Genomic DNA, 23896 nt, shown 5'->3' with positions numbered 1-23896 from the left:
ATATATATAGCTATTTTGTTGGAGCAAGAATTTGGAGACTTCGGAAGAATTACGCGAATCGCTTTATTGGAAAGTGGAGGGGGCTTTGAAAAAGTTCGAATCCGATTTTCAATTTTCTCCCGAACCGATTCAGGTTCTCAGACATACATACGCGCAGGAAATCGTAAAACTCGTTTTCGAATCTTTGGAAAATCGATAATCACTTCTTCTTTCGAAACTTTTCTATAACAACGCTCAACGCTTCCAGTTCAACGTCAGGAACTTCCAAAAGACTTTCCACTAACGCTTCCATTTGAGGACGAATTCGAATCTTTCTCAATAAAGTTCGATAACGATCCGTTTCAGAGTCGCTCTTCGCTTCTGCTGCGCTGATCAACATATCACCTTCACCTGAAATCAGCCAAAGAGGATTTACGTTGTGAACGGTTCTTAAACGAAGAATGGACTCTTGAGAAAAACTTTTCGCCCGTTCGTTGATGAGATCGCTGATAAACGCAGGTTTTAAATCGATCGATCTCGCGAATTCAGCTTGGGAAATCCCCAAAGTTTCGATGAGCCTCTTTAAACGATCCGGAAATTTTTTGTCGGCTTTATACATTTTAATCGTATTTTATGGTTGACATTTATACATTTTTAACGTATGATCATTTTTGGCGGGACACACCCCGCCGAAATCAAAGTCGATCTCGCGTCCGAACTCGATTTTGTGCACCACCCAAGGGTCGCAAACGGAAGCGAAATCGCAATCACAAAAAGGAGGTCCCGATATGATCATCATCAACGGAGACGAGTGTAAGGATTTCATCTGTATTACGCTGCGCATGAAGACTCTTGCGAAATTCGCCAGAGAAGCGGACGTAAACTATGATTATCTTTCTAAAAGTTTAAACGGACAACATTCCTATACGGAAATCAGAGAAGCATTCAAAAAATGGAATATTCCGTACAAGATGGACCGCATTCCTCGGTCCTATTCAAAACGAAGAAGCAGGAGAGCTGCGTGATGAAATCAGTAAATTCAACGGCAATCGTTGAAAAAAATCCGATCGCAAACAGAAACAACCTGGACCCGATCGTACTTTCCGACATCGAAGAAAAGATGATCGTTCAAATCGCGGAATACGTTAAGGAACAATTTCCCACTTTCGATTGGAGATGGGACGATCACAGCGAAATGCACGATAAGGCGGTCACTTCCCTTTTTCTTGTGAAAAACGACATCGCACAAATCTGCGAAAAGAACCCGAATAAGATTCAGGAGTTTATCAGAATTCTTGAATATATTTTGGAGGAGGAATTCGAAGAATGACGACCCTTCGTAATCCGAAACTTAGACCCGCGTCGACTCAGAAAAACGAACAACCTAATGGGAGAATTATGAATATGCAAACCGATTCCTGCGCACAGTGCAATCAGAAAGAAGCCATGAAACAGACCGATCTTTGCGAGGATTGTCTGATCCGAACCTTTAAAGCATTGATTCCTATTTCGGACAGGATTCTTTCCTTATACGCAAACGACTCACGTTCGCAGATTCAAAGCGAACACCAAGGCGCGGCATAAACGGTAAAATCAGGAACAGCGATGAAAACAACAACGGCAAAAGCAAACAAAAAGACTTTCTCCCAAAAGAAGAAAAAAACCAGAGCGTCCGTTCCGAAAATTCCTTCGGTATCGATCCTCTCTTATTCGACCAACGGAATCACCGTGGAAATGAATCCACAAAATTCGAAATCGTCTAACTAGGAGGAACGATGCCTAAAGCTAAGAATTCGCTTAACAAAACAATCTTAGTCGATCTACCGGATAATCGTTATCGCAATCTTGCCGAAATCGCTCAGGCAATTCAGCAACTCGGCGAAACCAAGCGGGAAAGAGAACGAATCAAAAGTAGAACGGACGACGAGATCGCCAAACTTCAGTTAGACCTTCAAGATCAGATGTTTCCGTTCGATCTAAAAATCCAACATATCGCATCTGGAATCAAATTCTTCGTGGATCATCATAAGAAAGAACTGTTTCCGGATCCCGAATATAGAACGTGTAAATTCGCAACGGGATCTTTGAAACTCAGAAGAGTTCCTCCTTCCGTAAAAACGAGAGGAACCGCAAAACTTTTCGAAAGGATTTTAAGTGAAAACGGTTTACTTGAAAAGTTCAGCAACCTGATTGCGAAGTTGAGCAACGTTTATCTCAGGGTTAAATTGGAGTTGAACAAAGAGCAAATTCTCGCGGAGCCGTTAAGAGCGATGCAAAAGATCGGAATCGAATTCAACGAAGAAGCGGAACGTCTCTACATCGCTCCGAACGAAACAGAACTTGAAATCGAAGCGGACGAGGAAAGCGTCGCTTAAATGGCGATTCAGCTCCACGGTTTTCGGTTCCTAAAAAGAAAGAAGAGCGAATCGCCAAAAACGGATAAAATCCGCACAACGCATTCAAGAAATCGGATATAAGGAGGGAATAAAATGGATCAAATCGTATATAGAAATCTTAAAAATTATAAATATCAACTCGTCAGATCTTATAGTTACGAAACCGGAATCAAAACGAACAGAGCGCTTCGGATCGGAAGCAAAAACGAAAAGGTTTTCGTGGATATGAATTCGGATGGTTTGCTGCGGATAAAGGCAGGATACGCTTGGGACGGACCCAGCGGCCCGACGTTCGATACGAAAACGTTTATGCGAGGTTCTTTGTTGCACGACGCTCTTTATCAGCTTATGCGAGAAGAGAAGCTGGATCGAAAAGAATTCCGCGAAGCCGCGGACAGATTGTTGGAAAGAATCTGTTTGGAAGACGGGATGAATTCTATACGAGCGGCTTATGTATATCGGTTCGTTCGTTGGTTCGGAGAATCTTCAGCGTTTCCGAAGGATGAAACAAAAGAATGGGAGGTGGCGCCTTGAAAGCATCGGACATTTTTCTTTTGGTTTTCGAATACACCGCTTTTTGGAGTTTCGTTATTTGGTTTTTAATCGGAGCGACGACCGCCGCACTGTGGTATTTCCTTCGACTTTTATTCAAATCGAAAAACGACGAGGATCAAAATCGCTGAGAGCAAAAACAATGCAGATCGCGTCCAAATTCAATAAAACATTAGAAAAACAAAATTCTCTAAAATACAAGATTTTGATTCCAGGAAATCAAAATCTTGCTGCGTATCTTATCCAATAAAAAAGGGGCCGTTCAGCCCCTTTTTTCTTAATCCACCGAAGGGTGGATCATTTTTTCCGGAAGAACCCACTGATCGAACTGTTCGCTCGTTAAGAGCCCCAACTCGATCCCGGATTCTTTCAGGGTCGTTCCTTTTTTATGCGCGTTCTTTGCGATCTTAGCCGCGTTATCATATCCGATATGAGGATTCAAAGCGGTAACGAGCATCAAAGAATTATTCAAGTGTTCGTTGAGCTTTTCCTTGTTCGGCGTAATTCCGCGAGCGCAGTGTTCCTCGAAGGAAACGCAGGAATCTGATAAAAGTCGGATGGAGTTCAAAACATTGTGGATAATCAACGGTTTAAAAACGTTCAACTCGAAGTTTCCGGACGCGCCACCGATGTTCACAGCGACGTCGTTTGCGATCACTTGCGCCGCAACCATCGTCATCTGTTCGGATTGAGTAGGGTTGACCTTCCCCGGCATGATGGAGGAACCCGGTTCGTTTTCAGGAATGCTGATTTCGCCGATTCCGCAACGTGGACCGGAAGATAACCAACGCACGTCGTTTGCGATCTTCATCAAAGAAGCCGCAATCGTTTTCAAAACACCGCTTGTCTCGACGAGAGAATCGTGAGCGGCAAGCGCCTCGAATTTATTTTCGGCGCTCACGAACGGAAGCCCCGTTTCCTTTGAGATCTGAGCGGCCGATTTAACGGCAAATTCAGGATGCGTATTCAACCCGGTTCCAACAGCAGTTCCGCCTAACGCAAGTCTATAAACCGCCGGAAGAACCGCCTTTACTCTTGCGATATTGTAATCAAGCTGCTGCACATAACCGGAAAATTCCTGACCCAGCGTCAAAGGAGTGGCGTCTTGAAGATGAGTTCTTCCGATTTTTATAATATTCTGAAATTCATCCGTTTTCTTTTTAAGAGTATCTCTGAGTTGAGTCAGAGCCGGAATGAGTTTTTGATTGAGCTGCTCCGCGGCTGCGATATGCATCGCGGTCGGGAAGGTGTCATTGGAGGATTGAGCTTTGTTCACGTCGTCGTTCGGGTGAATCGGCTTCTTGGAACCTTTGACTCCGCCCGCGATTTCGATGGCGCGGTTGGAAATGACCTCGTTTGAATTCATGTTCGTCTGTGTGCCCGAACCGGTCTGCCAAACCGAAAGAGGAAAGTGTTCGTCCAGCTTTCCGGAAATCACTTCGTCCGCCGCTTGGACGATCAGCTTCTTTTTATCTTCGCTTAACAATCCCAGTTCGGCGTTTACGATCGCCGCCGATTTTTTCAAGATTCCCAAGGCGCGGATCATTTCTCTTGGAAAACGATCGTTACCGATATGAAAGTGATGTAAGGAGCGTTCGGTCTGCGCGCCCCAATATTTTGAATCGTCTACGGCGATTTCGCCCATTGAATCCGTTTCGATTCTGGTTTTCATGAATCCTCCGAAAGGTGTTGGTTGATTAAAAATTATATTCTCCAAAGAGAAAACGGAATTTTATGAAATCCTAATATGATTAGAATCGAAAAAATTCTTATTCGTTTTGGAATCTTCTCAGAGTGTCCGCAAGAGCGGAGAACTCTGGTTTTTTTGCGGAAACATTGTCGAGATAATCCAGCGTGGTTTGGATCCAACTCGGGTCGGATTCCAATTCTCTTCGTATAAAAACGTGTCGCACCTGGTTCATCGCTCGGATTTCCAGATATCTCCGCTTCTGGTCATAGTATATGAGGTCGGCCACTTTGTCTTTTCCGAATTCGGGGGAAGAAACGGCGACGACGACTTCGTCGAGCCAAATCAATCCGTTGTTTTTTCGGTCCACATAATCGATCGCCTTTTGAACCCGGGCAGGAACGATCATTTCCTTTTCTTTCGGTCCGACGATCACTCCTAAAGACATTTTCTTTTTCGGTTTAACGGTTTCGAAAGCGGATGGATCGGAATCCGAATTTTTAGTTTCTTTTCTAACTTGGCCCCTGTTCGGGATTTCTTTTTCTTTCGGAGTCAATTTGATTCCGAATAAACTGAGAATGAATTCGATGAGCCTTTCGATGATCGACTTCGAAGCGCGCTCGGACCGAATTCTTTCCTTTTCCGTGTCCTCTTCCCATTCGGCGATCGCCTTACTCAGACGAATCTGTTCGTCGACGGCGGTTTGTCCGTCTTTTACGTCCGTAACTTCCCGCAAAAATTCGTAGATGCCGCGCGGATAACCGTTCTGACGAATTAAGTTATGAACCGAAGTTCTTCTTTGACGAACTTCTGTAAAAGCGCGGAGAATCATACTCTTCGCCAAAATCATAAGACCCATTACTTCGCCGCCCGCGGCCTTTCTTTCCTTTTTGAGAAAGTCCTCTCTTGCCCGGATGCGTTCCAAAACTTCGCGGAACAATTCCGTTCTGCTCATGCCGACGCTTTTGATCGCAGCGTCATCCGCTTCGAAGTTGGCAAGATCAAAGTTCACGGGTTCTTTCGATTCTTTAAAGCGAAATAGATTCTCGCCCGTGATGAGATTGATCAGAGATTCTTTTTTGAGATTTTCGAGCGTGCGTATGGTTTGAAGAAGAACTTCGTAGGCTTTAATGAAATCTCCGCCGCCCATCCAATTTTTTCCGGAAGTAAATGCGGGATGTTTTTTCAGTTCCTGAACGTATCGTTCCGCTTGGGAATTTCCGGTCAACTCGATCCAAGTCGAATCTTCTCCGGGAAGAAGCTGCAGAAGAATCTTGCGCGCAATCACGGTAAACAAATCGAATATGATTTCGAGCTCCGTGATTTTTCCCGGCTCGTCCTTTTCTTTTGGAGCATTTCTGAAACTGAGTAATTCATCTAAAGAAGGTTGAAACAAATGGAAACGGGGATGCAACTGAAGAAGCGGAGAGCGCGATCCTCTTTTTTCAAGAACGGGTAGAACTTCCGGTTCGACTTTGATCAGAGAAAGCTGATTTAAAATCTCTCCCGGTTTTTGATTGAGCATCTGAAAAATATTGCTGAAAAGATCGCCGCGTACTTGCAGACGGGAAAGCAAAGCTTCCAGAGAAAGAGATTCCAAATTCTGCATGGACTTTTCGAGGAATTTGGAATCGGCCAAGTTGATCGGCATTCCCTTTTCGTCCACGTTCAGATAATTCTGGTGAACCCAATCTTCGATTTCGCTATTTTTGGAAACGTTGAGAATGAACTGATCTCGCGCGTAAAGCATCTCCAAAATCGCAGCCACACTTTGCAAAAGACAACCGCGTTTTACTTTTACGATCTGATCCGCCTTTAAGGAAGCGGGACGGATGATTACGTTTACGATCTGAAGTTCGCGGATTTCTTTTTGAAACAGAAGGTATTGATAGGATTGAATCCCTCTTCTCTCTTCCAAAAATTTCAAGTCGTGAAGTTTGAGATGTTGTAGTTGTTCGATCTTCGTAAGCGCGAAAGGAGATTGATTGAATAGGAAATAATTTTCTACGCCCTTCTCCACAAGATCGATATCTTTAAAAGCTCCAGGATTAAACTGAAGCATCAGAACCTTGAGTTCCTGATCTCCGATCATATCCTGAGTTTCTTCGGAGCTTAACACGAAACTTTCCGGAGTGGGGACTTGATTTTCGGATTTGGACATAATCTACCGCGCCCCTAAGGCTATAGTTTTAGGAGACTGTAGAAATTTACAAAAGTCGAAACCTATTTGAGTCAAAAGGGGAATTTCCATTCTCGAAAAACGATATTATCTTTTTGATTATCGGGTTTTTCCGGAATAAATCGGATCTTTTTCCGAAAGAGAAGTTGTATGTTAGGACAACGGATAATGGAAATTGTGGGAACTCCAACGTATTCTTTCGATGAAACGCTCTTTCTAAACGCGTTTTAATTCGACATAAAACGCGTCTTATCAAGGAGTTTTCAGCTTCGGATAATTCCTTCCAGGAAGCCGAGGTATTTTTCTCTTCCCGGATAAGGAATACGGGAGGAACCGCTTGCAACGGCCGCTTCCGCAACGGCCGGAGCCACGTGAAACAAAACTCGTTTATCGAACGGTTTAGGAATCAAATATTCCGGACCGAACTCGAACTTCGCTCCGCCGTAAGCCATGCTCACCGCATCGGGAACTTCCAAACGAGCCAGTTCGGCAAGAGCACGAGCGGCGGCGAGTTTCATTTCGAGAGTAATATGACGGGCTCTGACATCCAAAGCGCCTCTGAAAATAAAAGGAAATCCTAATACGTTGTTCACCTGATTCGGATTATCGCTTCTTCCCGTTCCCATGATTAAATCGGAACGGACCGCTTTTGCGACCTGATACGGGATTTCAGGATCCGGATTTGCTAATGCGAAGATCACCGGATTTTTCGCCATAGAACGAACCATGTCTTGGTCCACCATGTTCTCCACCGAAACTCCGATAAAGATATCTGAATCTTTCATTACGTCGCGCAGGGTCGTCGCATCCGTTGTTTGAACGTATTTCTTTTTGGATTCGTTGAGATCGGCGCGCTTATGATGAATCACACCTTTCGTATCCACGAGAAAGATCTGTTCTTTTTTGATGCCGATATGTTGAATGAGTTCCGCGATCGCGATTCCTGCCGCACCCGCTCCGCAGATTACGACTTTCACATCGCCCGGTTTTTTTCCGGTAAGTTCGAAAGAATTCAAAAGCCCCGCAACGGTAATGATCGCGGTTCCGTGTTGATCGTCGTGAAAAACGGGAATGTTCATCTTTTCGATGAGTTGTTCTTCGATATAAAAACTTTCGGGAGCTTTGATGTCCTCGAGATTGATTCCACCGAACGTAGGTTCGAGAAGTTTTACCGCATTGATGAATTCGTCCGGATCCTTCGTGTTGATCTCGATATCGAAAACGTCGATCCCCGCAAACTTCTTAAAAAGAACCGCCTTACCTTCCATCACGGGTTTACCGGCAAGAGCGCCGATGTCGCCGAGACCGAGAATCGCGGTTCCGTTGGTGATGATGCCTACGAGATTTCCCCTGTTCGTATATTCGTAAACGAGCTCGGGAGAATCCTTAATTTCCAAACATGGATAAGCGACTCCGGGAGAATAAGCGAGGGAAAGATCGTAAGAATCCTGAGTCGGTTTGGTTGGAACTACTTCAATTTTTCCCTTAGGATGAAGCGCGTGATATTGTAACGATTTTTCCCTCATACGATATTTCCCATATTTTTGAAATCAGGCGGTGCGACCATAACATTTCATTTACCTACACAGAACTTACTGAAGATTCTCCCCAAAATTTCTTCCGTGTCCACTCTGCCGTTCACCTCTCCGATTTCGGAAAGGGCATAGTCAATTTCTTTGATATAAATTTCCGCGGGAGCCCCTTCTCCGATCAAACGAAGCGTATTGTCGAGACAACGAACGATGGTTTCAAAATGATAACGTTGTCTTTCTTCTAAGAGGACATAATCTTCGGAATGTCCCATCGTTCCGGCCCTTTCTTTGATCGCCCCGAGAAGAATCGAAATTCCCTCTTTGGTTTTACAAGAAATTTCGCAGATCGTCAAATCGCGCACTTCCGAAAACAAACTCGGATTCCAGGAAGAATCTCGAATGTCAATTTTGTTTGCGACAAGAATCGATCCTTCGAGACGATCCTTCGTCTTGGTTATAAATTCTTTCCAATTCTCATGTTTAGAAGTATCCACGAGAAAGAGGCGAATGTCCGCCGATTGAAATTCTTTCTCGCTTCGTTCGATACCGAGTTTTTCGATTCGGTCTTCGGTTTCGCGAACGCCGGCCGTGTCGACGAGACGAACCGGAATTCCTTCGAGAAGAATTTCTTCGCTGATATAATCTCGGGTTGTTCCGGGAATTTCGGAGATGATGGAACGGTCCTTTCCGAGAAGGACGTTCATCAAACTCGACTTGCCCGTGTTCGGTTCTCCATAGAGAACGATTCTAAGTTGTTGAATCAATTTTTCCGCGGAGTCGGATTTGCGGATCACGGTTTGACAAAGAGTTTTTACTCTCTCGATGCGTGCCTTTCTTTCTTCCAAAGATTCGTAGGTAAGATCTTCGGTGGAGAAGTCGATCTCCGCTTCACATTCCGCTTTGAGAGAAATCAACTGGCTTCTCAGATTGGAAGTGAAACGGGAAACTTCTCCGAACACGTTTTTTTGCGCGAGTTCCAATTCGAAACGGGAACGCGCAGAGATCAGTCTTCCGATCGCTTCCGCTTCGGTTAAATCCAGTTTCTCATTTAAGAACGCTCTACGCGAGAATTCTCCCTGCTTAGCGGGCCGCGCTCCGGCCCGGAAGATGGCGTCTAACGCTTCTCTTAACAAAATCGGATTTCCGTGAAAATGAAATTCACATAGATCCTCGCCGGTATAAGAATTCGGCGCTTTAAAATAAAAGAACAAGATTTGATCGACCTTGCGATCGCCGATTTGAAAAACGCATTGAATCGCGGTTCTCGGTTGAATATCGGACGCGGAAATCGATTTGTTTTTTGAAAAGAGAAAGGAGGAAGAGATCGTGAGCGCCTCCGGCCCGGACATTCGGATAATTCCGATCGCACCGGACCCGGAAGCTGTTGATACTGCAGCTATCGTATCATTCAAAGTTCGCTTCTTCGAGAAGGTCGTTGTTCGGACCTTTCTCAGCAACGTCTTTGTATTTGTGTTTGTCTTTCATAGGAATGACTCTTACTTTTTTGTAAGTGCCGTTTCCTTCGGATCTTGTGAAAACTTTTTCGTTCTCTTGAAGAGCCATGTGGATGATTCTTCTTTCGAAAGGATTCATCGGCTCCAGAAGTTTGGACTTTCCGGTTTTAGCGACGGTTGCCGCTACGGATTTTCCGAGACGGACGAGAGAAAGTTCCCTTTTGTCTCTATAGGATTCGATATCCAAAACGATTTTTCTTCCGTGTCTGATCTTGGAATCGACCATCAGGTTGAAAATAAACTGAAGAGCGTCTAACGTAGCTCCTCTTTTACCGATCACGAGTCCGGATTCTTTGCTCGCGATTTCGACGTAGATCTTTCCGTCGACGTCGCCCATCCCGACTACTTCGGCCTCGATTCCCATCTTTTTCAAAACGGTGAGGACGACCCCGTGAATGATCTTCTCGGCGGGAAGATCCCGGGAAGTAACGTATGCCCGAACGACCGCGGGTTTCTTTTGGGAGATTCCGAAAAAGCCGCCTTTTCCGGAATCAACGGTTTCAAAACGAACCTCGTCCGAATTCAATCGGAGAGTTTTGAGAGTGTACTCTTCGGCTTCGGACTTCGATTTCGCCTCGGCTTCAAAGATGTAATTTTCCATGTGTTTATCCTCGATAATGAGTTCGTTGCGTCGCGATCCGCGATCAGGCCTTCGCCTTTTTCTTTTCTTCGGTTTTCTTTAAGTGATTCGTGATCCATTGCTGACCGATGGAAAGAATGTTCTGGAAAGTCCAATAGAGAGTAACTCCGGAAGGCATGTTCCAGAAAATGTAAAGCATCATCACCGGCATTACGTAAAGAAGAACCTTCTGGTTCGGATCCATGGATACGGAGGTCATTCTCGTTTGAAAGATCTGTGTTCCGACCATCAAAAGAGCGAGAAGGTTCAGACCGATTCCGGTTTGAGTGAAATAAGGAATCGCCGGTGAAGTCCAGATTACGTCCGGTTCGCTGAGATCTTTGACCCATAAGAAAGGTGAATTCCAAAGATCTATTGTATCAGAGAACGCGGTATAAAGTGCGATAAAAATCGGGATTTGGATCACCATAGGAAGGCAACCACCCACGGGATTCACGTTATTCTTCTTATAAAGCTCCATCGTTTTTTGCTGACGCAGCTTCGGATCGTTCGCGAATTTTTCGTTGATCGTCTTGAGCTGAGGACTGAGTTCCTGCATCTTCTTCATACTATCCGCTTGTTTCTGGTTCAAAGGATAGAAGACGAGTTTAAAAAGAATCGCGAAGATGATGATGCTCCATCCGTAGTTCGGGACGGTGAAACGGTAGATCTGCTTCAAAACCCAGATAATTCCGTTTCGGAAAGGGGTGGTGATCCCTTGATTGAAGGATTTGTTCAGATCGGAACTTAAGCCCGCAAACGGACTGTTCTTGGCTTGATTCGGATCGAGTTCCGGATTTTTAAAAACCATTCCCACGCTTTCTCTGATTCCAACGTAAGAAGCGAAATCAAGAACGTATGTTTCTCCCGGACTCAGAGAAATATTATCATATACTAATACGGCGCCGCTCTCGTTTTTCGATCTGTTGTCCAGAACCACACCCTGCGCTTTGTGATCGAGCGGATCGGCGACCGCGATAAAATAACGAGAACCGGTTCCGGCGAAGTCCACACCTTCCGCGTTCGTTTTTAAACTGAAGGATTCGTCCGCTCCGGAATTTCCGGTAAAGAAGTTTCCGACGGAAGACCAAAACCCCACCGAAGAACTCCCGTCTAACGTATCGTTAAACGAACCGCCTAAATGGTAGAACCGGAAAAAGTTGGCGGTGTCTCTGTCGTTCAAAGGTCTGTCTTTCGGAAACGGTCCGAGACTTCCGAACGTTCTTAAATATTGAGTCGTTTTCGGAGAAGCGAAAGCGAGTTTCTCTCTGGTTAAATTCGTGATAGAAAAGGAAACCTTGAAGTAGTTTTCGTTGTTGAAAAAGCGGAACGTTTTTTTCAACTGAAACGTCTTGTCGGGTGAGGTCGCGGTGAACACGACGGATTGATTCGCTTTATTTTCTTCCATAGAAAACGAAACCTGATTCCATTCCGAATCGGGGAGACCGTTTAAGGAATCCGTAAAGTTGAAATCAAAACCTTTCTCTCTGGATAATTCGACGCCTTGATACGTTTTGCCGTCGACGGTGAGAGTTTCCGGATTTTTACGGGCAACCTGAACCATATGCCCATCCGAACCTATGTAGTCTTTCACATAAAACTTGGAGATTCTACCGCCTAAAGAACTGAATTCTACGATATAAGAATCGGTTACGACTAACGTCTTTTTAACGTCCGAAGGAACTGCCTTCGTCTCCTTTACGGGAGCCGTTATTTGGGATTCTTTTTTCGGTTCGTTCGGTGCCGGATCCGTCTTTTTCGTTTCGGAAGGTTTATCGGAGTTCGCTTCCTTTGTTTCCGGAGTCTTTTTCGGAGGATTGGAGGGGAAGAAAAAATAATTCACTCCCATCCAAATTCCCATACTGAGAATTAAAGCTAAAAATAATCTGCTTTGTCTATCTTCCATGTGTGCAGTTCGTCCTTTTAATGTTAGGTGGTAAGGGATCTTCAAACCCTCGAGAAAGGGGGTTGCATCTCAAGATTCTCCAAGTGCTCAACTGAAGGGCACGGAAGAATCCGTATTCTTGAAACGCTTGAGCGGCATATTCGGAACAAGAGGGTGTAAAACGACAGGCGGGCGGGAGTAAAGGAGAGATTAGCTTTTTATACAGCTGAATCAGTTTGATTGCAATTCGGTTCATCGGATTCGGTTGATTAGAGAGACCAGAATCTTAACCAGCTCCCCGTGGTTGAGATCCAAAATTTCTTTTTTGGCTAAGATCGCGATATCAAAGCCTTTCAGAAAATTCTTCTCTTCCTCGTGTATGACCGATCTGAGTTTCCTTTTGATCCGATTTCTTTGAACCGCAGTCTTTACCGTGCGCTCGGGACAATAAAGAAAACGATTCTTGGATAAAGAATTGGGAAGATATACTAGAACGATCGGGAAGCGGGAGACTCTTTTTCCAGCCTTAAAAAGAGATTGGATCTCCTTCCTGGATTTTAACGTCTCTTCGATGACTTAATTCTTAGTATTTTTTACCGAGTTTTTCGTCGGATACGGTTAGTTTGTATCTGCCCTTTTTTCTTCTGCGTGAAAGAACTTTTCTTCCACCTGCAGTCGCCATTCTCGCGCGAAATCCGTGGGTTCTCGCTCTTTTAACTCGGCTGGGCTGGTAATTTCTTTTCATAATTATCCCTGATTGGCATTAATGATTGCGTTTTTCTTCTTTCGGGAAAAATCCAATGCTCTTTCCTTACAGAAGCTTTCTGAAAAAGGTCCAAGTCAACCTATTTCACACGATCGGTGTGAGTTTGTCCGAATCGGGATTTCTATTCTTTGAAATTCAGGGAAAGGAAATCGCCCTGAGGGAAGGCCCGAACGACCGGAGAAGAATTGTCAGAATCAACTCTCTGTCCTAAAACAAGAAAACCCGGCAACGTCCTACTCTCCCATGCAGCGAACCACACAGTACCATCAGCGATGAGAGGCTTAACTTCCGTGTTCGGGATGGGAACGGGTGTGGCCCTCTCTCTATAGTCACCGGGAATCTTGAAGTCAGGTTCGCGTACCGAATTCTCCCGTCAATCCAATTTTAAGAAAAAAGTTCAAAGAATTCTTTTCGCCAAAAAAAAGCGGCTCCATGGTTTCGATCCATTCAAGTTTCCATCGGAGAAAACTCGATTCTATGTTGGAAGCGATTGAATAACCGAATTGGCTGAGAGGTTCTCCATTGAGAATGGTGGGCGCGGAAACGGCCGACGTATTCGGAATGCCTGTCGAAGCGCCGGAAAACAAATACGCCCGGCCTTGGTTTGAGGAATAACCGTAGGCTCCGATACATGCGTCAGAATATCCGTCACCATTCGGATCGGCAAACGAAACGAAAATTCCGAATTGATCGCCCGCGTTTTCACCGTTAAAGACAGCGTTCGGCGTTCCACCGCCGGACAAATTTTGAGTCGATATTCCCGAAGCTCCTGAAGAATGAAATACGAATCCGTTCCCTTGCAATAATCCGTACGCGCCCACAAGCGCGTCTTGATACCCGTCGCCGTTTACATCGCCTAAAGCGACGGCGATTCCAAAAAAACCCGCACCGGCTTGTCCCGTAAAAACGGTATTCGCTGTTCCCGTTGTGGAAAGGTCTTGGTTTGCAATTCCGGAAAAACCGTTCGAATGAAACACGTAAGCCCGGCCTTGGTTTGCGGAATACGATCTCGCACCGATCAACACGTCTTCGGGACCGTCCCCGTTGACGTCTCCGACTGCAACGGAAATTCCGAACTGAGTCGCGCTTTCTCCGATCAAAAGAGTATTAGAATTTCCTGATGAACCTAAGTTCTGACTCGTAATTCCCGAGGGGCCGTTGGAATGAAAAATATACGATCGGGAAATTCCATCCGCTCCGACTAAGACGTCGGAATAACCGTCCCCGTTTATATCTCCCGAAGAAACCGCGATTCCGAATCGATTGTTGATGGCCGCTCCGATCAAGGTTGTCTGTGCGGATGCGACGGCTGCCGTCGGAACTCCGGCGCTTCCGGAAGAATGAAAGATATCGACTCTTCCCTGCGAAGTACTGTAACCGTACGAACCGACGATAACGTCTTCAAATCCGTCGCCGTTTACGTCTCCCGTTACGATCGAACCCCCGAAAAAAACGGCAGATCCGGCCGTCAGCGTAGAAGTCGGAGAAGCTCCGGTTGCGATTCCCGAACTTCCACCCGAATGATAAATATAAACCGCATCTGCTCCCGCACTTGGTGCGCTCACGATCGCATCCGCGTATCCGTCTCCGTTGACATCGCCCAGAGTTACGGACCAGCCGTATTGCCCTCCCACTACGACGGCCGACAAACTCGTGTTAGCCGCCGTTGCGGCCTGTGAAAGAACTCCCTGTTTCGAACCGTGAAAGATATAGACTTTTCCGTCGCCACCGTTGTATTGATTGGCGCCTACGATCAAATCGGGAAACCCGTCTCCGTTTACGTCCTGATTGTTTCCCTTTCGGACCGTGATTCCGTTGATCGAAGCGAACAGGGAGGACCGAACCGCGATCAAATGTTTCGTATTCTGCTTCCAAATCGCGGAACCGGTAGGAAGCGCAAATGTCCATGTCGTTCCGGAAACGGTTGCAGGTAAAAACGGACTACCGTCCAACGAAACTTCCACCGTCGACGCAAATGGGGCCGTATTTCCCGTCAAAAATCCGGAATGAAGCGTTCCCAAATTTTGCACGTTTCGAATCGTAGGCGCGGCACATCCCGGAGTTTGTCCCATCATACATTGGAGAATTACGTTTTCATAATAGGGAGAAGAGCTTGTATCTCCCGGATTAAAACTTTTTATCCGGTCGCATCCGAACAAAAAAAGAATCGAACAAAAAAGAAGAACGTTGAGCCGTTCGGAGAAAAACGAAGAGTTCGCTTCTAAGAACCGAGAATACGTCCGAAATTGTCTAACAAACGTTTGTCGAAAAATCCCCCGAATGGAATCCATTGTAATATTTTTCAATTTAAAACGAACGGAAAGAAACTGCACGATTAAATCTGAAAATCGGTATGGCCTTTAGTCAATAAATATTCGCGGCGCAAGCGCGGCAAAGACAACACGTAAAAAACTGAACAACCCGCGGGACAGATCGTTCGTTTCAAAATTAGAAACTCGAAACTGCAAAAACCGAGCGATTCGGACGATATTGTCGGATTATTTTTTCTTTCTACTCGGCAGGTATTTGTAATATTCGACTTCGATCGTATTGATTAGAAAAGTATAATATTTTACGAGCTTCTTGTCGTATTTTTTCTTTTGAGCCTCGTTGCGTAAAAACTCTGAAATCTGATCGCGGATCAAAGGAGCTTTTAAGTCGTTGTGACTGAGAATGATGGAACCGGGCATTCCTTGCGGCACGATATCGTCCGGAATGAGGATCGTCGCGGAGTTTTGCAACAAAGCGTATTCGATCGTGGAAGCGACTTTGTCGTCGTCCTTCTCCGTTTTGAGATGAGCCACGCTGTTTCGAATGTTATCGAGGTTTTCGAAAATCTTCTTACGAAGCGATCGGGAATCATGAATCTTATCGGTGATCTTCGTAAATCGACTCGGAAATACGAAACGTTCCGCGCCTTTTGCGATCAAACTCACTTTCTTTTCTTTCGGAGTTTCGCCTTTGGATTGAAAGTGCTCGTCCTCGGAATCGTCTCCGGAATAATAACCGTCCGAAGAAGAGGAAGTCATCGAACCGTATTCTCCCTTGAAGCCGGAACCGAGCGACCCCGAAGAACTTCCGCCGGTGAGAATGTCCGATTTTTCCTTATCTCTAAAATAGAACGCGATCATCAAACCGAGAAACAAACTTACGGGAATTCCCACGAATAAAATTCCGGTCGTTTTAAAATGTACGGAAGCGATCAAGAATAAGATCATACTCGCGACAAAGCCCAGCATTCCCATCGGAAGATTGAACTTCTTTGCAAACTCTTGGGAGCGTTGTTTCTCCGCTTCCAATTGTTCCATCGCTTGAATGCCTTGTTGCAGTTTTACGATATTCTCCGCTTTGAGCTTTGCGTTTAATCCGGGATGTTTCGGATTGCTCAGGCTTGCGTTGATTTCCCGCGCGATCTCGAGATCCTTTTGATACGCCGGATTGTTCGTCGCCATTCCGCTGAGTTTATGAAGAACCGCTGCCATATAACCCGGATCCACCGCGTAGATTTCCACGGTTTGATCCGGTTTTTGTATTTCCTTCATCGCATATTGAGCGGTAATATCGCGTTTCAATTCTTCGATCAAAGACGGATAACGCGACTCGTCAAGTAAACCGGACGATTTCAATTTTTGCTCGGGAGAAAAACGATATAAGGTTTGCTGTTCGAGAGTGTTTTCCCCGATCTTATTCAGAAGTCTCGACTTCAAAGATTTAAATACGTTTTCTTCTTTTCGTTCGACAAGTCTGTCTTTTTCTTCCATCAGCTTGGAAAGAATTTGGATCGAGAGTCTGCAAGTTTCCGCGACCTTCTTGCCCAACTCGTCCGTTTCACGATCGAACGGATAATCGTTGATCAGCGAAATCAGCGCTTTGACTTTTTCGCTGTTTTGTTTTCTTCCCGGTTCGACCATTTGAATATGAGTCTGTTCGAATTCCGCGATTCGAGTTCCGAATAAGCTATAACCCGCTCTCGTACTGAGTTCCTTTAAATACGGAATCGCGAATTTTTCAAGAGCGTCCGCCTGACAACGATAATGCGCGATGACTTCGGGTTGATTCACGTAAGAACCGTCCTGATTCAACTGAAGATCATCCAAAATAAGATGGTAGTCGGGAAGAATCTTCATCACGTAATTCTTCTTATTCGCATACGTGAGAAAATCCCGTAAAAAATCCGTCATCGGAATATAACTGTAAGGTTGAAATCCGCGTTTTAACAACGTCGAAAATTCCGCTTCCAGCGAAGCCAACTTCGGAAAAAGCCAATTCTTTCCCGCTTTATTTTTATGAAGCAGGAACGCGCCCGGATTATCTTCATCGGGAAGTTTCGGTCTTTTGGCGCGGTTCTGAAGAATAAGATCGATCATCTCTTCGGAGAATTCAAAACACGCGACTCGATACGGAGTCACGTCCGTCTTCGCTTCCTTTTGCGGACTTGCGATCGCGATGCGCGCCAAAACCTTCGCTCCGTTTCGAACCAAAAACGGATAGATATATGCGGATTTGTTTTTTCCTTTTTTCTCGTAGTCGACCAACTGACGCAAAGCCATGTCCACACTCGGAGGAGATTTGGCCTGTTCGCTTAAGTTTCGATATTTATTTAAGAGTTCGGCAAGCTTGTCTAACGTGAGAAGGTAAGAAGGGTGAATGCTTTTGGAACCGTGCTTTTCCGTTTTTTTATGCCAGTCCCTGAGTTCGTCCAGAATACAACGAGCGGTCGCGGATAAACCTACCGCGCCTTCGTTTAAAAAAATGTAATCCGGAGTGAGGGACTGGATTTCAACCGGTTTACTCGCCGCCAGTTCCTCAAAGCTTATGTCCTGTTCCGTGTCTTCCATGCTTCCTATTCAATCAACAACGCGGTTCTTTTTCGGTTGAACCGTTCTCAGTATCCAGTGTTCCATTTTCAAGGGTTGGACGAAACCTTTATTTGGAGAATTTTTCCAATACCCGTCCGATTCTTAGAATACCCTCTTCCATCTCTTTGTCTTCTCGAACAAAGCTCAATCGAAAACATTCTTCTCCGTGTTTCCAACTCGGATCGGCTCCGGGAAAGAAGGTTTTTCCGGGAACGATGATTACTCCCGCCTCTTTAAGAATCGGATAAAGATCGTTAAAGGGCAAAGATAAATTCTTAACCCAGATCCAAAGAAAGAAAGCGCCTTCACTTTGATGAATTCGGTAATCGATCTTGGAACTCCAACGGTTTAGAATCGTTTCCTGAGCGAAAATCGATTTCTTTTGATAAAAAGGAAGGATCACTTTTTCACATAGGTTTTTCCATTTACCGCTTCGAAAAAGATCCAATGCGATAAATTGCCCGGGACTTGCGCTCGTTAAATTGATAACCGAATTGGCCCTTTGCAACATCGCGATCGTCTCTGGATCTCCTAAAACGAAACCGGTGCGGACTCCGGGAAGACCCAGCTTGGAAAGACTGAATCCTTGAATCATTCCGGGTTTATGCACGAAAGAATTCTTCCCAAATACGACGTTCGGAAACGGAAACCCGTACGCGTTGTCGACGAGCAAAGGGATTCCTGCGTTATTCGCCTTTGTAATCAAAAATTCCAATTCCTGATCGGTGATTACGTTGCCCGTTGGATTCGTGGGGCGTGACACGCAGATACAGCCCGCCTGTTCGGCCCAATTCGAAACGGAGTCGAACTTTTCCGCATCGATAAAATATTTATAATACCGATCTCCGATCTCCCGAATCACGGGAGAAAAGGACAAAAACGAATCTTCCTCCAAAGTTTGATCCGTATAACCGATGTATTCGGGAAGAATGGGGAAGAGAATTTTCTTTCGGTTTCCGTTGCCGAAGTTTCCCGAAAAAAAGTTCAATAAAAAGTAGAAAGCGTTCTGACTTCCGTTCGTAATCGCGATTTGATCCTTATCGATAGCGGTTCCGGATTCTTCCGATAAAATCGATGCGATCGTTTCTCTCAACTCGAGAACCCCAGAAGGAGATTCGTAACTTCCGAGAATTCTTCCTATGCTCCCCGATTCGAGTAGTTTGGAAACGATTTCCCTCCAGACCTCGTTCACTTCCGGAATCAAGGCAGGGTTCCCTCCTCCCAAAAGACAAGAGCCCGGAGGAGGATTTCCGAGATCGTCCATCAATTGTCCGATTCCCGTTTGTCTCGAAAATTTGTTTCCAAAAAGAGAATATCGCATATCGTACCAAAATTCTTCCGAACTCTAAACCAGGAACTAGAATCTAAAGGGAAGGATAAATTTTGTGGATTCTTTTTCAAAGAATCCGAAAACGTAGAAACATAAAAATCGGGAAGCATGGAATTTATATGGAAATCAATCAGAATAAAATCAAAGCGTCGGAAATATCGGACCTTACCGATTTTTTAAACCGATATCCGTGGGCGGAAGAATGGACACGATTCGGAAAGACGATAGACACTTTGTGGGAATTCGAACTCGACGTGAACGTCGAAACGCTTTGGCCTTGGCTGATCGATACCTCTTCGTTTAACAAAAGGATCGGAATTCCCGAAATGAAATTCGTCGAAAAGGAGGGGAAACTTTTCGGCCGCTCCAAAAATGCAGGAATTCTAATGGAGTGGGAAGAAGTCCCTTGGGAATGGGAATACTGCAAAGGAATCAACAACGCTAGAATCTATAGCAGAGGTTTGGCGCGTTATGTCCGCACCAGATACGTTCTCGAAAAACTTTCCGAAGAAAAAACCAAACTTACCGTTTACTTCGGATGGGTTCCAAGAGGAATCGTCGGAAAGCTGATTCTTCCGTACGGAATGAAACAGATGTATCTGGAATATCAAAAAGGTCTCGCTGGTCTTTTAGAAGATATCGAAACAAGACAGAAAAACGAAACCGCACTCCTTCTGAATAAAAATTCGAAACAATCCTCGCCGATCGCAGAAAGCCTTAAGTTAAAGCAGATTAAAACCAATCTTTTGCGCGAGGGAATCGACGAAGCTTTGCTAGATCGAGTGATTCATTATATTCTATCCGAAGACGAAAACGAACTCTATCGAATTCGGATTAAAAAGTTGGCGATGGAATGGAAGATTCCGTTCGAAAGACTTCTCTTTATATTCTTACACGGATGCAGGCAAGGTTTGTTTACGCTTTCCTGGGACGTGATCTGTCCGCATTGCAGAGGAGTTCGATCCGAGCTGTTCAATCTAGGCGACGTTCCCACGCAGGATTCTTGCGAGGTTTGCGGAATCGATTTCGAATCAACGAAACTAAACTCGATCGAAGTTACGTTTCACGTTCATCCATCGATTCGCGAAGTGCAGAAACGTTTTTTCTGCGCGGCGGAACCGTCGACAAAAACACATATCCGATTTCAAAGAACGATTCAACCGGGAAGCGAATATATTACGAATTTATTGTTGAACGACGGCGTATATCGTCTGCGGATCGCAGGAGAAAAGAAATACAATCTTTTGGAATTGCAGCCTTCTTCGGCCGAATCGATCCGATGGACCGTGGATCAATCGGCGGAAGAACTCACCGCAAAACCGATGCCTACGGTCAAAATCTTCAACGCGGAAAATTCGCCTCGAACTTTTATCATCGAAGAAAGAAAAGAGGACGCGATCGGACTTAGACCGGTCGAGCTGTTCAACTTTCAGGATTTTAGGGATTTATTTTCGGAACAAGCGATCGCATCGGATTTGCAGTTGGACATCGGAGTTCAGACGATTCTTTTTACGGACATCGTCGGCTCGACCCGATTCTATCTTACCGAAGGGGACAACGGCGCGTTTAAAGAAGTACGGGAACATTTCGTACAAGCGTTCCGAATCATCAAAGAACACAAAGGCGCCGTGGTAAAAACGATCGGGGACGCGGTGATGGCTTCTTTTTCCAGTCCGCTGGATTCTTTATTGGCCTCGATCGAATTGCAAAAAGTGTTTCAAATAACGCCGGAAAATCGGATTCAGATTCGCATCAGCATCCACTCGGGTCAATGTCTCGCCGTGAATTTAAACAGCAATATCGACTACTTCGGAAATACGGTGAACTACGCGTCTAAATTACAGGGGATCACCGACGCCGGGGAAATCGCGTTTTCCGAGGCGATCTTTCGCGACGGAGAGATCAGACATTACTTGAAAACCTCGGGAATGAAAGTGAAAAAAGTTCCTTTCAAACTCCCGTGGTCCCAAGAGGAAGATCCGGCTTACAAGCTGGTTCAAGAAAATTCAAAAAATTAGAAAAATAGAATATTCCAGATTATGAATTCTCTTTTTCCAGTTGATCGAAAACCTGCAAAAAGAGATTCGTTTCCTGCGCGCCGGAAACCGCGTATTTTTCGTTGAACACAAAAAACGGAACACCGGAGACTCCGAGTTGACGGCCTCTCGTTTCGACTTCTTGAATTTCTTGTAAAAGTGTCTCGTCGTTCTTTACGGATTCCAGGAGGTTCTCGTCCAATCCGGCTTCTTTTAAAGTTTCGGAGACGATGTTCGGATCGGAAAGATTCTTACCGTCCGCAAAAAAGTTCCTAAAAAAGAGTTCCGAAAGAACGGAATCCTTTCCGAATTCTTTCGCCTTGCGGACAAGCGCGTGTAATAAGAACGTATTGGGTTGATGACCGGCCTGTTCGACTGAAAAAGGAAGCCCGTCCGCAGTCGCAATATCGGCGACTCGTTGAACCATCATCTTGACCCGATCCGGCGAACCGAACTTGCGGGTCATATGAAGAAGACGGTCCTCTCCTTCCGGAGAAAGATCCGGATTGAGCTGAAACGCTCTCCATTCGATTTCAATCGTATCGTCGGGATGGGACTTTTTTCGAAGTTCGACGGCGTCCTCCAATCTTTTTTTTCCGATATAACACCACGGACAAACCATGTCCGAATAAACCGCGATTTTAGTTTCCACCTAACCTACTCCAACGGAAGAATGAAACACAACCAAAAGGAATGAAACTTCCGAGATGATTGCAAAGAAATCTTTCTATTCACTCAGACTTGGAGAAAGCCCACTCGGTTCAAACATAAAGTATTGGAAGGGAAGGATTTTCCTAAAAAAAGAAAACCGAAAAAAGAGGAGAAGGAAAGAACTATGGAGACGGCGGGGTTCGAACCCGCGTCCTATTGCGCCCCAAATTAGCCTCTACGTGTGTAGTCTATGTATAAAATTTCGGAAAGAGTTTAACCCACAGACAGGATTCTCTTTCCTATCCGGTCCGAATACAGTCTCTTTTAGGAACCGAAAGCCAAAAGAGCCGCCTCCCGATAAGTGTCAGAACGTTTAGAATTCGGGAGAAAAAACTAAAGTTCCGTAGCAGAGATTAAGCTGCTAAAGCTAATTCGTTATTAGCGGTTATTGTTTGAAGGTTTTGAGAGGAGCCTACAACCTCTACACGCCACATAATCCCTGGCAACAACAGTCGAAACCAATTTCGTCCCCTGCTGTTCTTAAGTTAGACTGTCAAAACTAAAAAACAAAGCTTCTATCGCAAGTTTTTTATCAAAGTGAGAATTTTCCGGAAAACAAGGATTCTTTGTTTAAATTCAGGGAAAAAACCCGAAGTCGTTTGTTGATTTTCTAACGAATACGATAACAAAGAGGTGCATTATTCATGGATCAAATTAAAGAGAAAATATCTTCGTTCGGAGCGTTCCTTTCCTTTGCAGGAGTCGCTTCTTCAGCATTGAGCTTTTTCAATTACAACTTAAAAATCCTTATGTGGATCGACAATTGGGGAACCGCAACCGGTTGGGCAATCAGAGCCGGATTGGTAGTTGTAGGCGTTATTCTCTATTTCGTAGGAAAAATCGGAAGAGACTCTGTAGCCGCTTGATTCTCATCGAGCTGCCGAATCGATCGGCAGCTCTTGCATCCTTTAAAAATAATACACGAACGAAAGTCTAGATTCCAGTTCCCCACCGACTTCGGGACGAAATTTACTTCCCAATCGAATATCGAAAGAACCTTTTTCCGCTTTACTTTGACTTTGTGCCTTCAACTTTGAAGTCATAGAAACGAGCTGTGAAATCGAAAAATCCAACAGCAAAACCGTAATCAAACCGGAGATCGATCGTTCCCTGCCTTCCAAAATTTTATCGCGGGTCGTATAACCGCCGCTAATCGGATCTTTGACGAGAGGAAGGTTCTCATAAGCGAAAATCAGACTCACAAATTGCGGATTGGAAGAAGAAGCAGCCGGACTTAAATTGTTATAAGCGATCAGGAGATTGAACGGATCCTGATAATAACCCGGAGAATGTTTCGAATAGACGGAAATCAATTGGACGAGATACAATTCCGTTACGGAAAACAAAGCCCCTAAAGCCGGATAACCCAACACGAATAAATTGGACCAACCCGGAATCAAACTCGGCAGCGATTCTAAGATCGTCCGCTTAGCAATCTCCGATCTGCTTTTCATCGAGAGGTCCGTTTGCGGTTTGCCCGTCGACGATTCTTCGGTTTCAACCTCGTCCACTGCGGTTTCCTTCAACCTATTTTGCCATTGAACCGGAACGGATTTGATCGATTTGACGGAAGAAATCGGAACGTTCAAAACGGTGCCAATTTCGGTTTCGATCTTTACGGTCGATTTTCCCAAAACCGTTTTTACGTTTTTGTATTCGATTCCGTTTCGTAAAACGACGATATCAGCAAAAACGCTTTCAGGGTTCGAACAAACCAAGAGAATTATAAAAAGATAAGATAAGGGAAATTGAATCAATCGGTGACGGATCGTGTGCAATGGACTTTCAGCTTTTTTGAAGAAGTTTGAACGATTTTAATCAATTCAGAAACCGCCGAAGAAGTCAAAGGCT

25 protein-coding genes, 1 rRNA gene and 1 other RNA gene are annotated in these 23896 nt (G+C 44.9%); 10 read left to right on the top strand and 17 right to left on the bottom strand.

What is annotated here, in order from left to right; translation table 11 throughout:
* Positions 1–31 precede the first annotated feature (31 nt).
* Positions 32–199 carry a hypothetical protein gene (locus LFX17_RS00855; protein WP_238728416.1) on the top strand — a complete coding sequence of 56 codons (168 nt, stop codon included), beginning with the start codon at positions 32–34 and terminating at the stop codon, positions 197–199.
* On the opposite strand, the gene LFX17_RS00850 is transcribed toward LFX17_RS00855, so the two are convergent.
* Positions 200–598 carry a helix-turn-helix domain-containing protein gene (locus LFX17_RS00850; protein ID WP_238744622.1) on the bottom strand — a complete coding sequence of 133 codons (399 nt, stop codon included), beginning with the start codon at positions 596–598 and terminating at the stop codon, positions 200–202.
* Positions 599–767: 169 nt separating this feature from the next.
* Between LFX17_RS00850 and LFX17_RS00845 the strand changes: the two genes are divergently transcribed.
* The 6 genes from LFX17_RS00845 (at position 768) to LFX17_RS00820 (ending at position 2909) form a co-directional block, all read left to right on the top strand.
* Entirely contained in the window at positions 768–1004 is a 237-nt protein-coding gene (locus tag LFX17_RS00845) for a hypothetical protein (protein WP_238728414.1), read from the top strand.
* The gene (locus tag LFX17_RS00840) at positions 1004–1309 is read left to right on the top strand and encodes an LIC13344 family protein (RefSeq protein WP_238744621.1); all 306 of its coding nucleotides are present in this window, start codon (positions 1004–1006) and stop codon (positions 1307–1309) included. Before LFX17_RS00845 ends, LFX17_RS00840 begins: the two co-directional genes overlap by 1 nt.
* Positions 1306–1563: a hypothetical protein gene (locus LFX17_RS00835; RefSeq protein ID WP_406600467.1), complete on the top strand. Its 258-nt coding sequence runs from the start codon at positions 1306–1308 to the stop codon at positions 1561–1563. Before LFX17_RS00840 ends, LFX17_RS00835 begins: the two co-directional genes overlap by 4 nt.
* 21 nt (positions 1564–1584) lie before the next feature.
* Complete coding sequence (locus LFX17_RS00830) at positions 1585–1746, top strand: hypothetical protein (protein ID WP_238744620.1); 162 nt, start codon at positions 1585–1587, stop codon at positions 1744–1746.
* An 8-nt stretch (positions 1747–1754) separates the two neighbouring features.
* Positions 1755–2354, top strand: a complete 600-nt coding sequence (locus tag LFX17_RS00825; RefSeq protein ID WP_238744619.1) for a host-nuclease inhibitor Gam family protein — start codon at positions 1755–1757, stop codon at positions 2352–2354.
* 114 nt (positions 2355–2468) lie between these two features.
* Entirely contained in the window at positions 2469–2909 is a 441-nt protein-coding gene (locus LFX17_RS00820) for a PD-(D/E)XK nuclease family protein (RefSeq protein ID WP_238744618.1), read from the top strand.
* Positions 2910–3204: 295 nt separating this feature from the next.
* On the opposite strand, the gene fumC is transcribed toward LFX17_RS00820, so the two are convergent.
* The 9 genes from fumC to rpmH all read right to left on the bottom strand — a co-directional run bounded on the left by fumC (position 3205) and on the right by rpmH (position 13088).
* A complete protein-coding gene (gene fumC / locus LFX17_RS00815; protein ID WP_135572681.1) occupies positions 3205–4599 on the bottom strand; it encodes a class II fumarate hydratase in 1395 nt (464 codons plus the stop codon).
* Positions 4600–4696: 97 nt separating this feature from the next.
* On the bottom strand, positions 4697–6775 hold the full coding sequence (locus LFX17_RS00810) for a hypothetical protein (protein ID WP_238728409.1): 2079 nt from the start codon (positions 6773–6775) through the stop codon (positions 4697–4699).
* 281 nt (positions 6776–7056) lie between these two features.
* Entirely contained in the window at positions 7057–8319 is a 1263-nt protein-coding gene (locus LFX17_RS00805; RefSeq protein WP_238728408.1) for a malic enzyme-like NAD(P)-binding protein, read from the bottom strand.
* A 47-nt stretch (positions 8320–8366) separates the two neighbouring features.
* Positions 8367–9737: a tRNA uridine-5-carboxymethylaminomethyl(34) synthesis GTPase MnmE gene (gene mnmE, locus LFX17_RS00800; protein WP_238728407.1), complete on the bottom strand. Its 1371-nt coding sequence runs from the start codon at positions 9735–9737 to the stop codon at positions 8367–8369.
* Positions 9730–10440, bottom strand: coding sequence for an RNA-binding cell elongation regulator Jag/EloR (gene jag, locus LFX17_RS00795; RefSeq protein WP_118954369.1), 711 nt, complete (start codon positions 10438–10440; stop codon positions 9730–9732). The genes mnmE and jag overlap by 8 nt, the downstream gene beginning before the upstream one ends.
* Before the next feature lie 43 nt (positions 10441–10483).
* Positions 10484–12364: a membrane protein insertase YidC gene (gene yidC, locus LFX17_RS00790; RefSeq protein WP_238744617.1), complete on the bottom strand. Its 1881-nt coding sequence runs from the start codon at positions 12362–12364 to the stop codon at positions 10484–10486.
* Entirely contained in the window at positions 12354–12599 is a 246-nt protein-coding gene (gene yidD / locus LFX17_RS00785; protein ID WP_238728405.1) for a membrane protein insertion efficiency factor YidD, read from the bottom strand. The genes yidC and yidD overlap by 11 nt, the downstream gene beginning before the upstream one ends.
* Complete coding sequence (gene rnpA / locus LFX17_RS00780) at positions 12596–12886, bottom strand: ribonuclease P protein component (RefSeq protein ID WP_238747612.1); 291 nt, start codon at positions 12884–12886, stop codon at positions 12596–12598. Before rnpA ends, yidD begins: the two co-directional genes overlap by 4 nt.
* Before the next feature lie 40 nt (positions 12887–12926).
* Positions 12927–13088 carry a 50S ribosomal protein L34 gene (gene rpmH / locus LFX17_RS00775; RefSeq protein WP_000828326.1) on the bottom strand — a complete coding sequence of 54 codons (162 nt, stop codon included), beginning with the start codon at positions 13086–13088 and terminating at the stop codon, positions 12927–12929.
* Positions 13089–13143: 55 nt separating this feature from the next.
* Here rpmH and LFX17_RS00770 point away from each other — a divergent pair, with 55 nt between their 5' ends.
* A complete protein-coding gene (locus LFX17_RS00770) occupies positions 13144–13320 on the top strand; it encodes a hypothetical protein (protein ID WP_238728404.1) in 177 nt (58 codons plus the stop codon).
* A 9-nt stretch (positions 13321–13329) separates the two neighbouring features.
* Here LFX17_RS00770 and rrf read toward each other — a convergent pair.
* From rrf to LFX17_RS00750, 4 genes are all read right to left on the bottom strand, one after another.
* Positions 13330–13446 (bottom strand): 5S ribosomal RNA (rrf, locus tag LFX17_RS00765).
* A 10-nt stretch (positions 13447–13456) separates the two neighbouring features.
* Entirely contained in the window at positions 13457–15400 is a 1944-nt protein-coding gene (locus tag LFX17_RS00760; RefSeq protein ID WP_238744616.1) for an FG-GAP-like repeat-containing protein, read from the bottom strand.
* 207 nt (positions 15401–15607) lie between these two features.
* Complete coding sequence (locus LFX17_RS00755; protein WP_238744615.1) at positions 15608–17947, bottom strand: hypothetical protein; 2340 nt, start codon at positions 17945–17947, stop codon at positions 15608–15610.
* 88 nt (positions 17948–18035) lie between these two features.
* A complete protein-coding gene (locus tag LFX17_RS00750) occupies positions 18036–19289 on the bottom strand; it encodes a valine--pyruvate transaminase (RefSeq protein WP_238728401.1) in 1254 nt (417 codons plus the stop codon).
* A gap of 128 nt (positions 19290–19417) precedes the next feature.
* Between LFX17_RS00750 and LFX17_RS00745 the strand changes: the two genes are divergently transcribed.
* Positions 19418–21316: an adenylate/guanylate cyclase domain-containing protein gene (locus LFX17_RS00745; protein ID WP_238744614.1), complete on the top strand. Its 1899-nt coding sequence runs from the start codon at positions 19418–19420 to the stop codon at positions 21314–21316.
* Positions 21317–21335: 19 nt separating this feature from the next.
* Here the strand turns inward: LFX17_RS00745 and LFX17_RS00740 are convergent, their stop codons facing one another.
* Together LFX17_RS00740 and ssrA are read right to left on the bottom strand one after the other, a co-directional pair.
* Positions 21336–21986: a DsbA family oxidoreductase gene (locus LFX17_RS00740; protein WP_238744613.1), complete on the bottom strand. Its 651-nt coding sequence runs from the start codon at positions 21984–21986 to the stop codon at positions 21336–21338.
* A 181-nt stretch (positions 21987–22167) separates the two neighbouring features.
* Positions 22168–22517: a transfer-messenger RNA gene (gene ssrA, locus LFX17_RS00735) on the bottom strand.
* Positions 22518–22689: 172 nt separating this feature from the next.
* On the opposite strand from ssrA, the gene LFX17_RS00730 reads away from it, so the two are divergent.
* Positions 22690–22911: a hypothetical protein gene (locus LFX17_RS00730; RefSeq protein ID WP_135572701.1), complete on the top strand. Its 222-nt coding sequence runs from the start codon at positions 22690–22692 to the stop codon at positions 22909–22911.
* Between the two features lie 42 nt (positions 22912–22953).
* Here the strand turns inward: LFX17_RS00730 and LFX17_RS00725 are convergent, their stop codons facing one another.
* Positions 22954–23802, bottom strand: a complete 849-nt coding sequence (locus LFX17_RS00725) for a hypothetical protein (protein ID WP_238744612.1) — start codon at positions 23800–23802, stop codon at positions 22954–22956.
* Between the last annotated feature and the right edge of the window lie 94 nt (positions 23803–23896).

The organism is Leptospira sanjuanensis (assembly GCF_022267375.1).
Taxonomy (GTDB): Bacteria; Spirochaetota; Leptospiria; order Leptospirales; family Leptospiraceae; genus Leptospira; species Leptospira sanjuanensis.
Note: the sequence above shows the minus strand (reverse complement) of the source record. Positions and strands in the feature narration are given on the sequence as shown.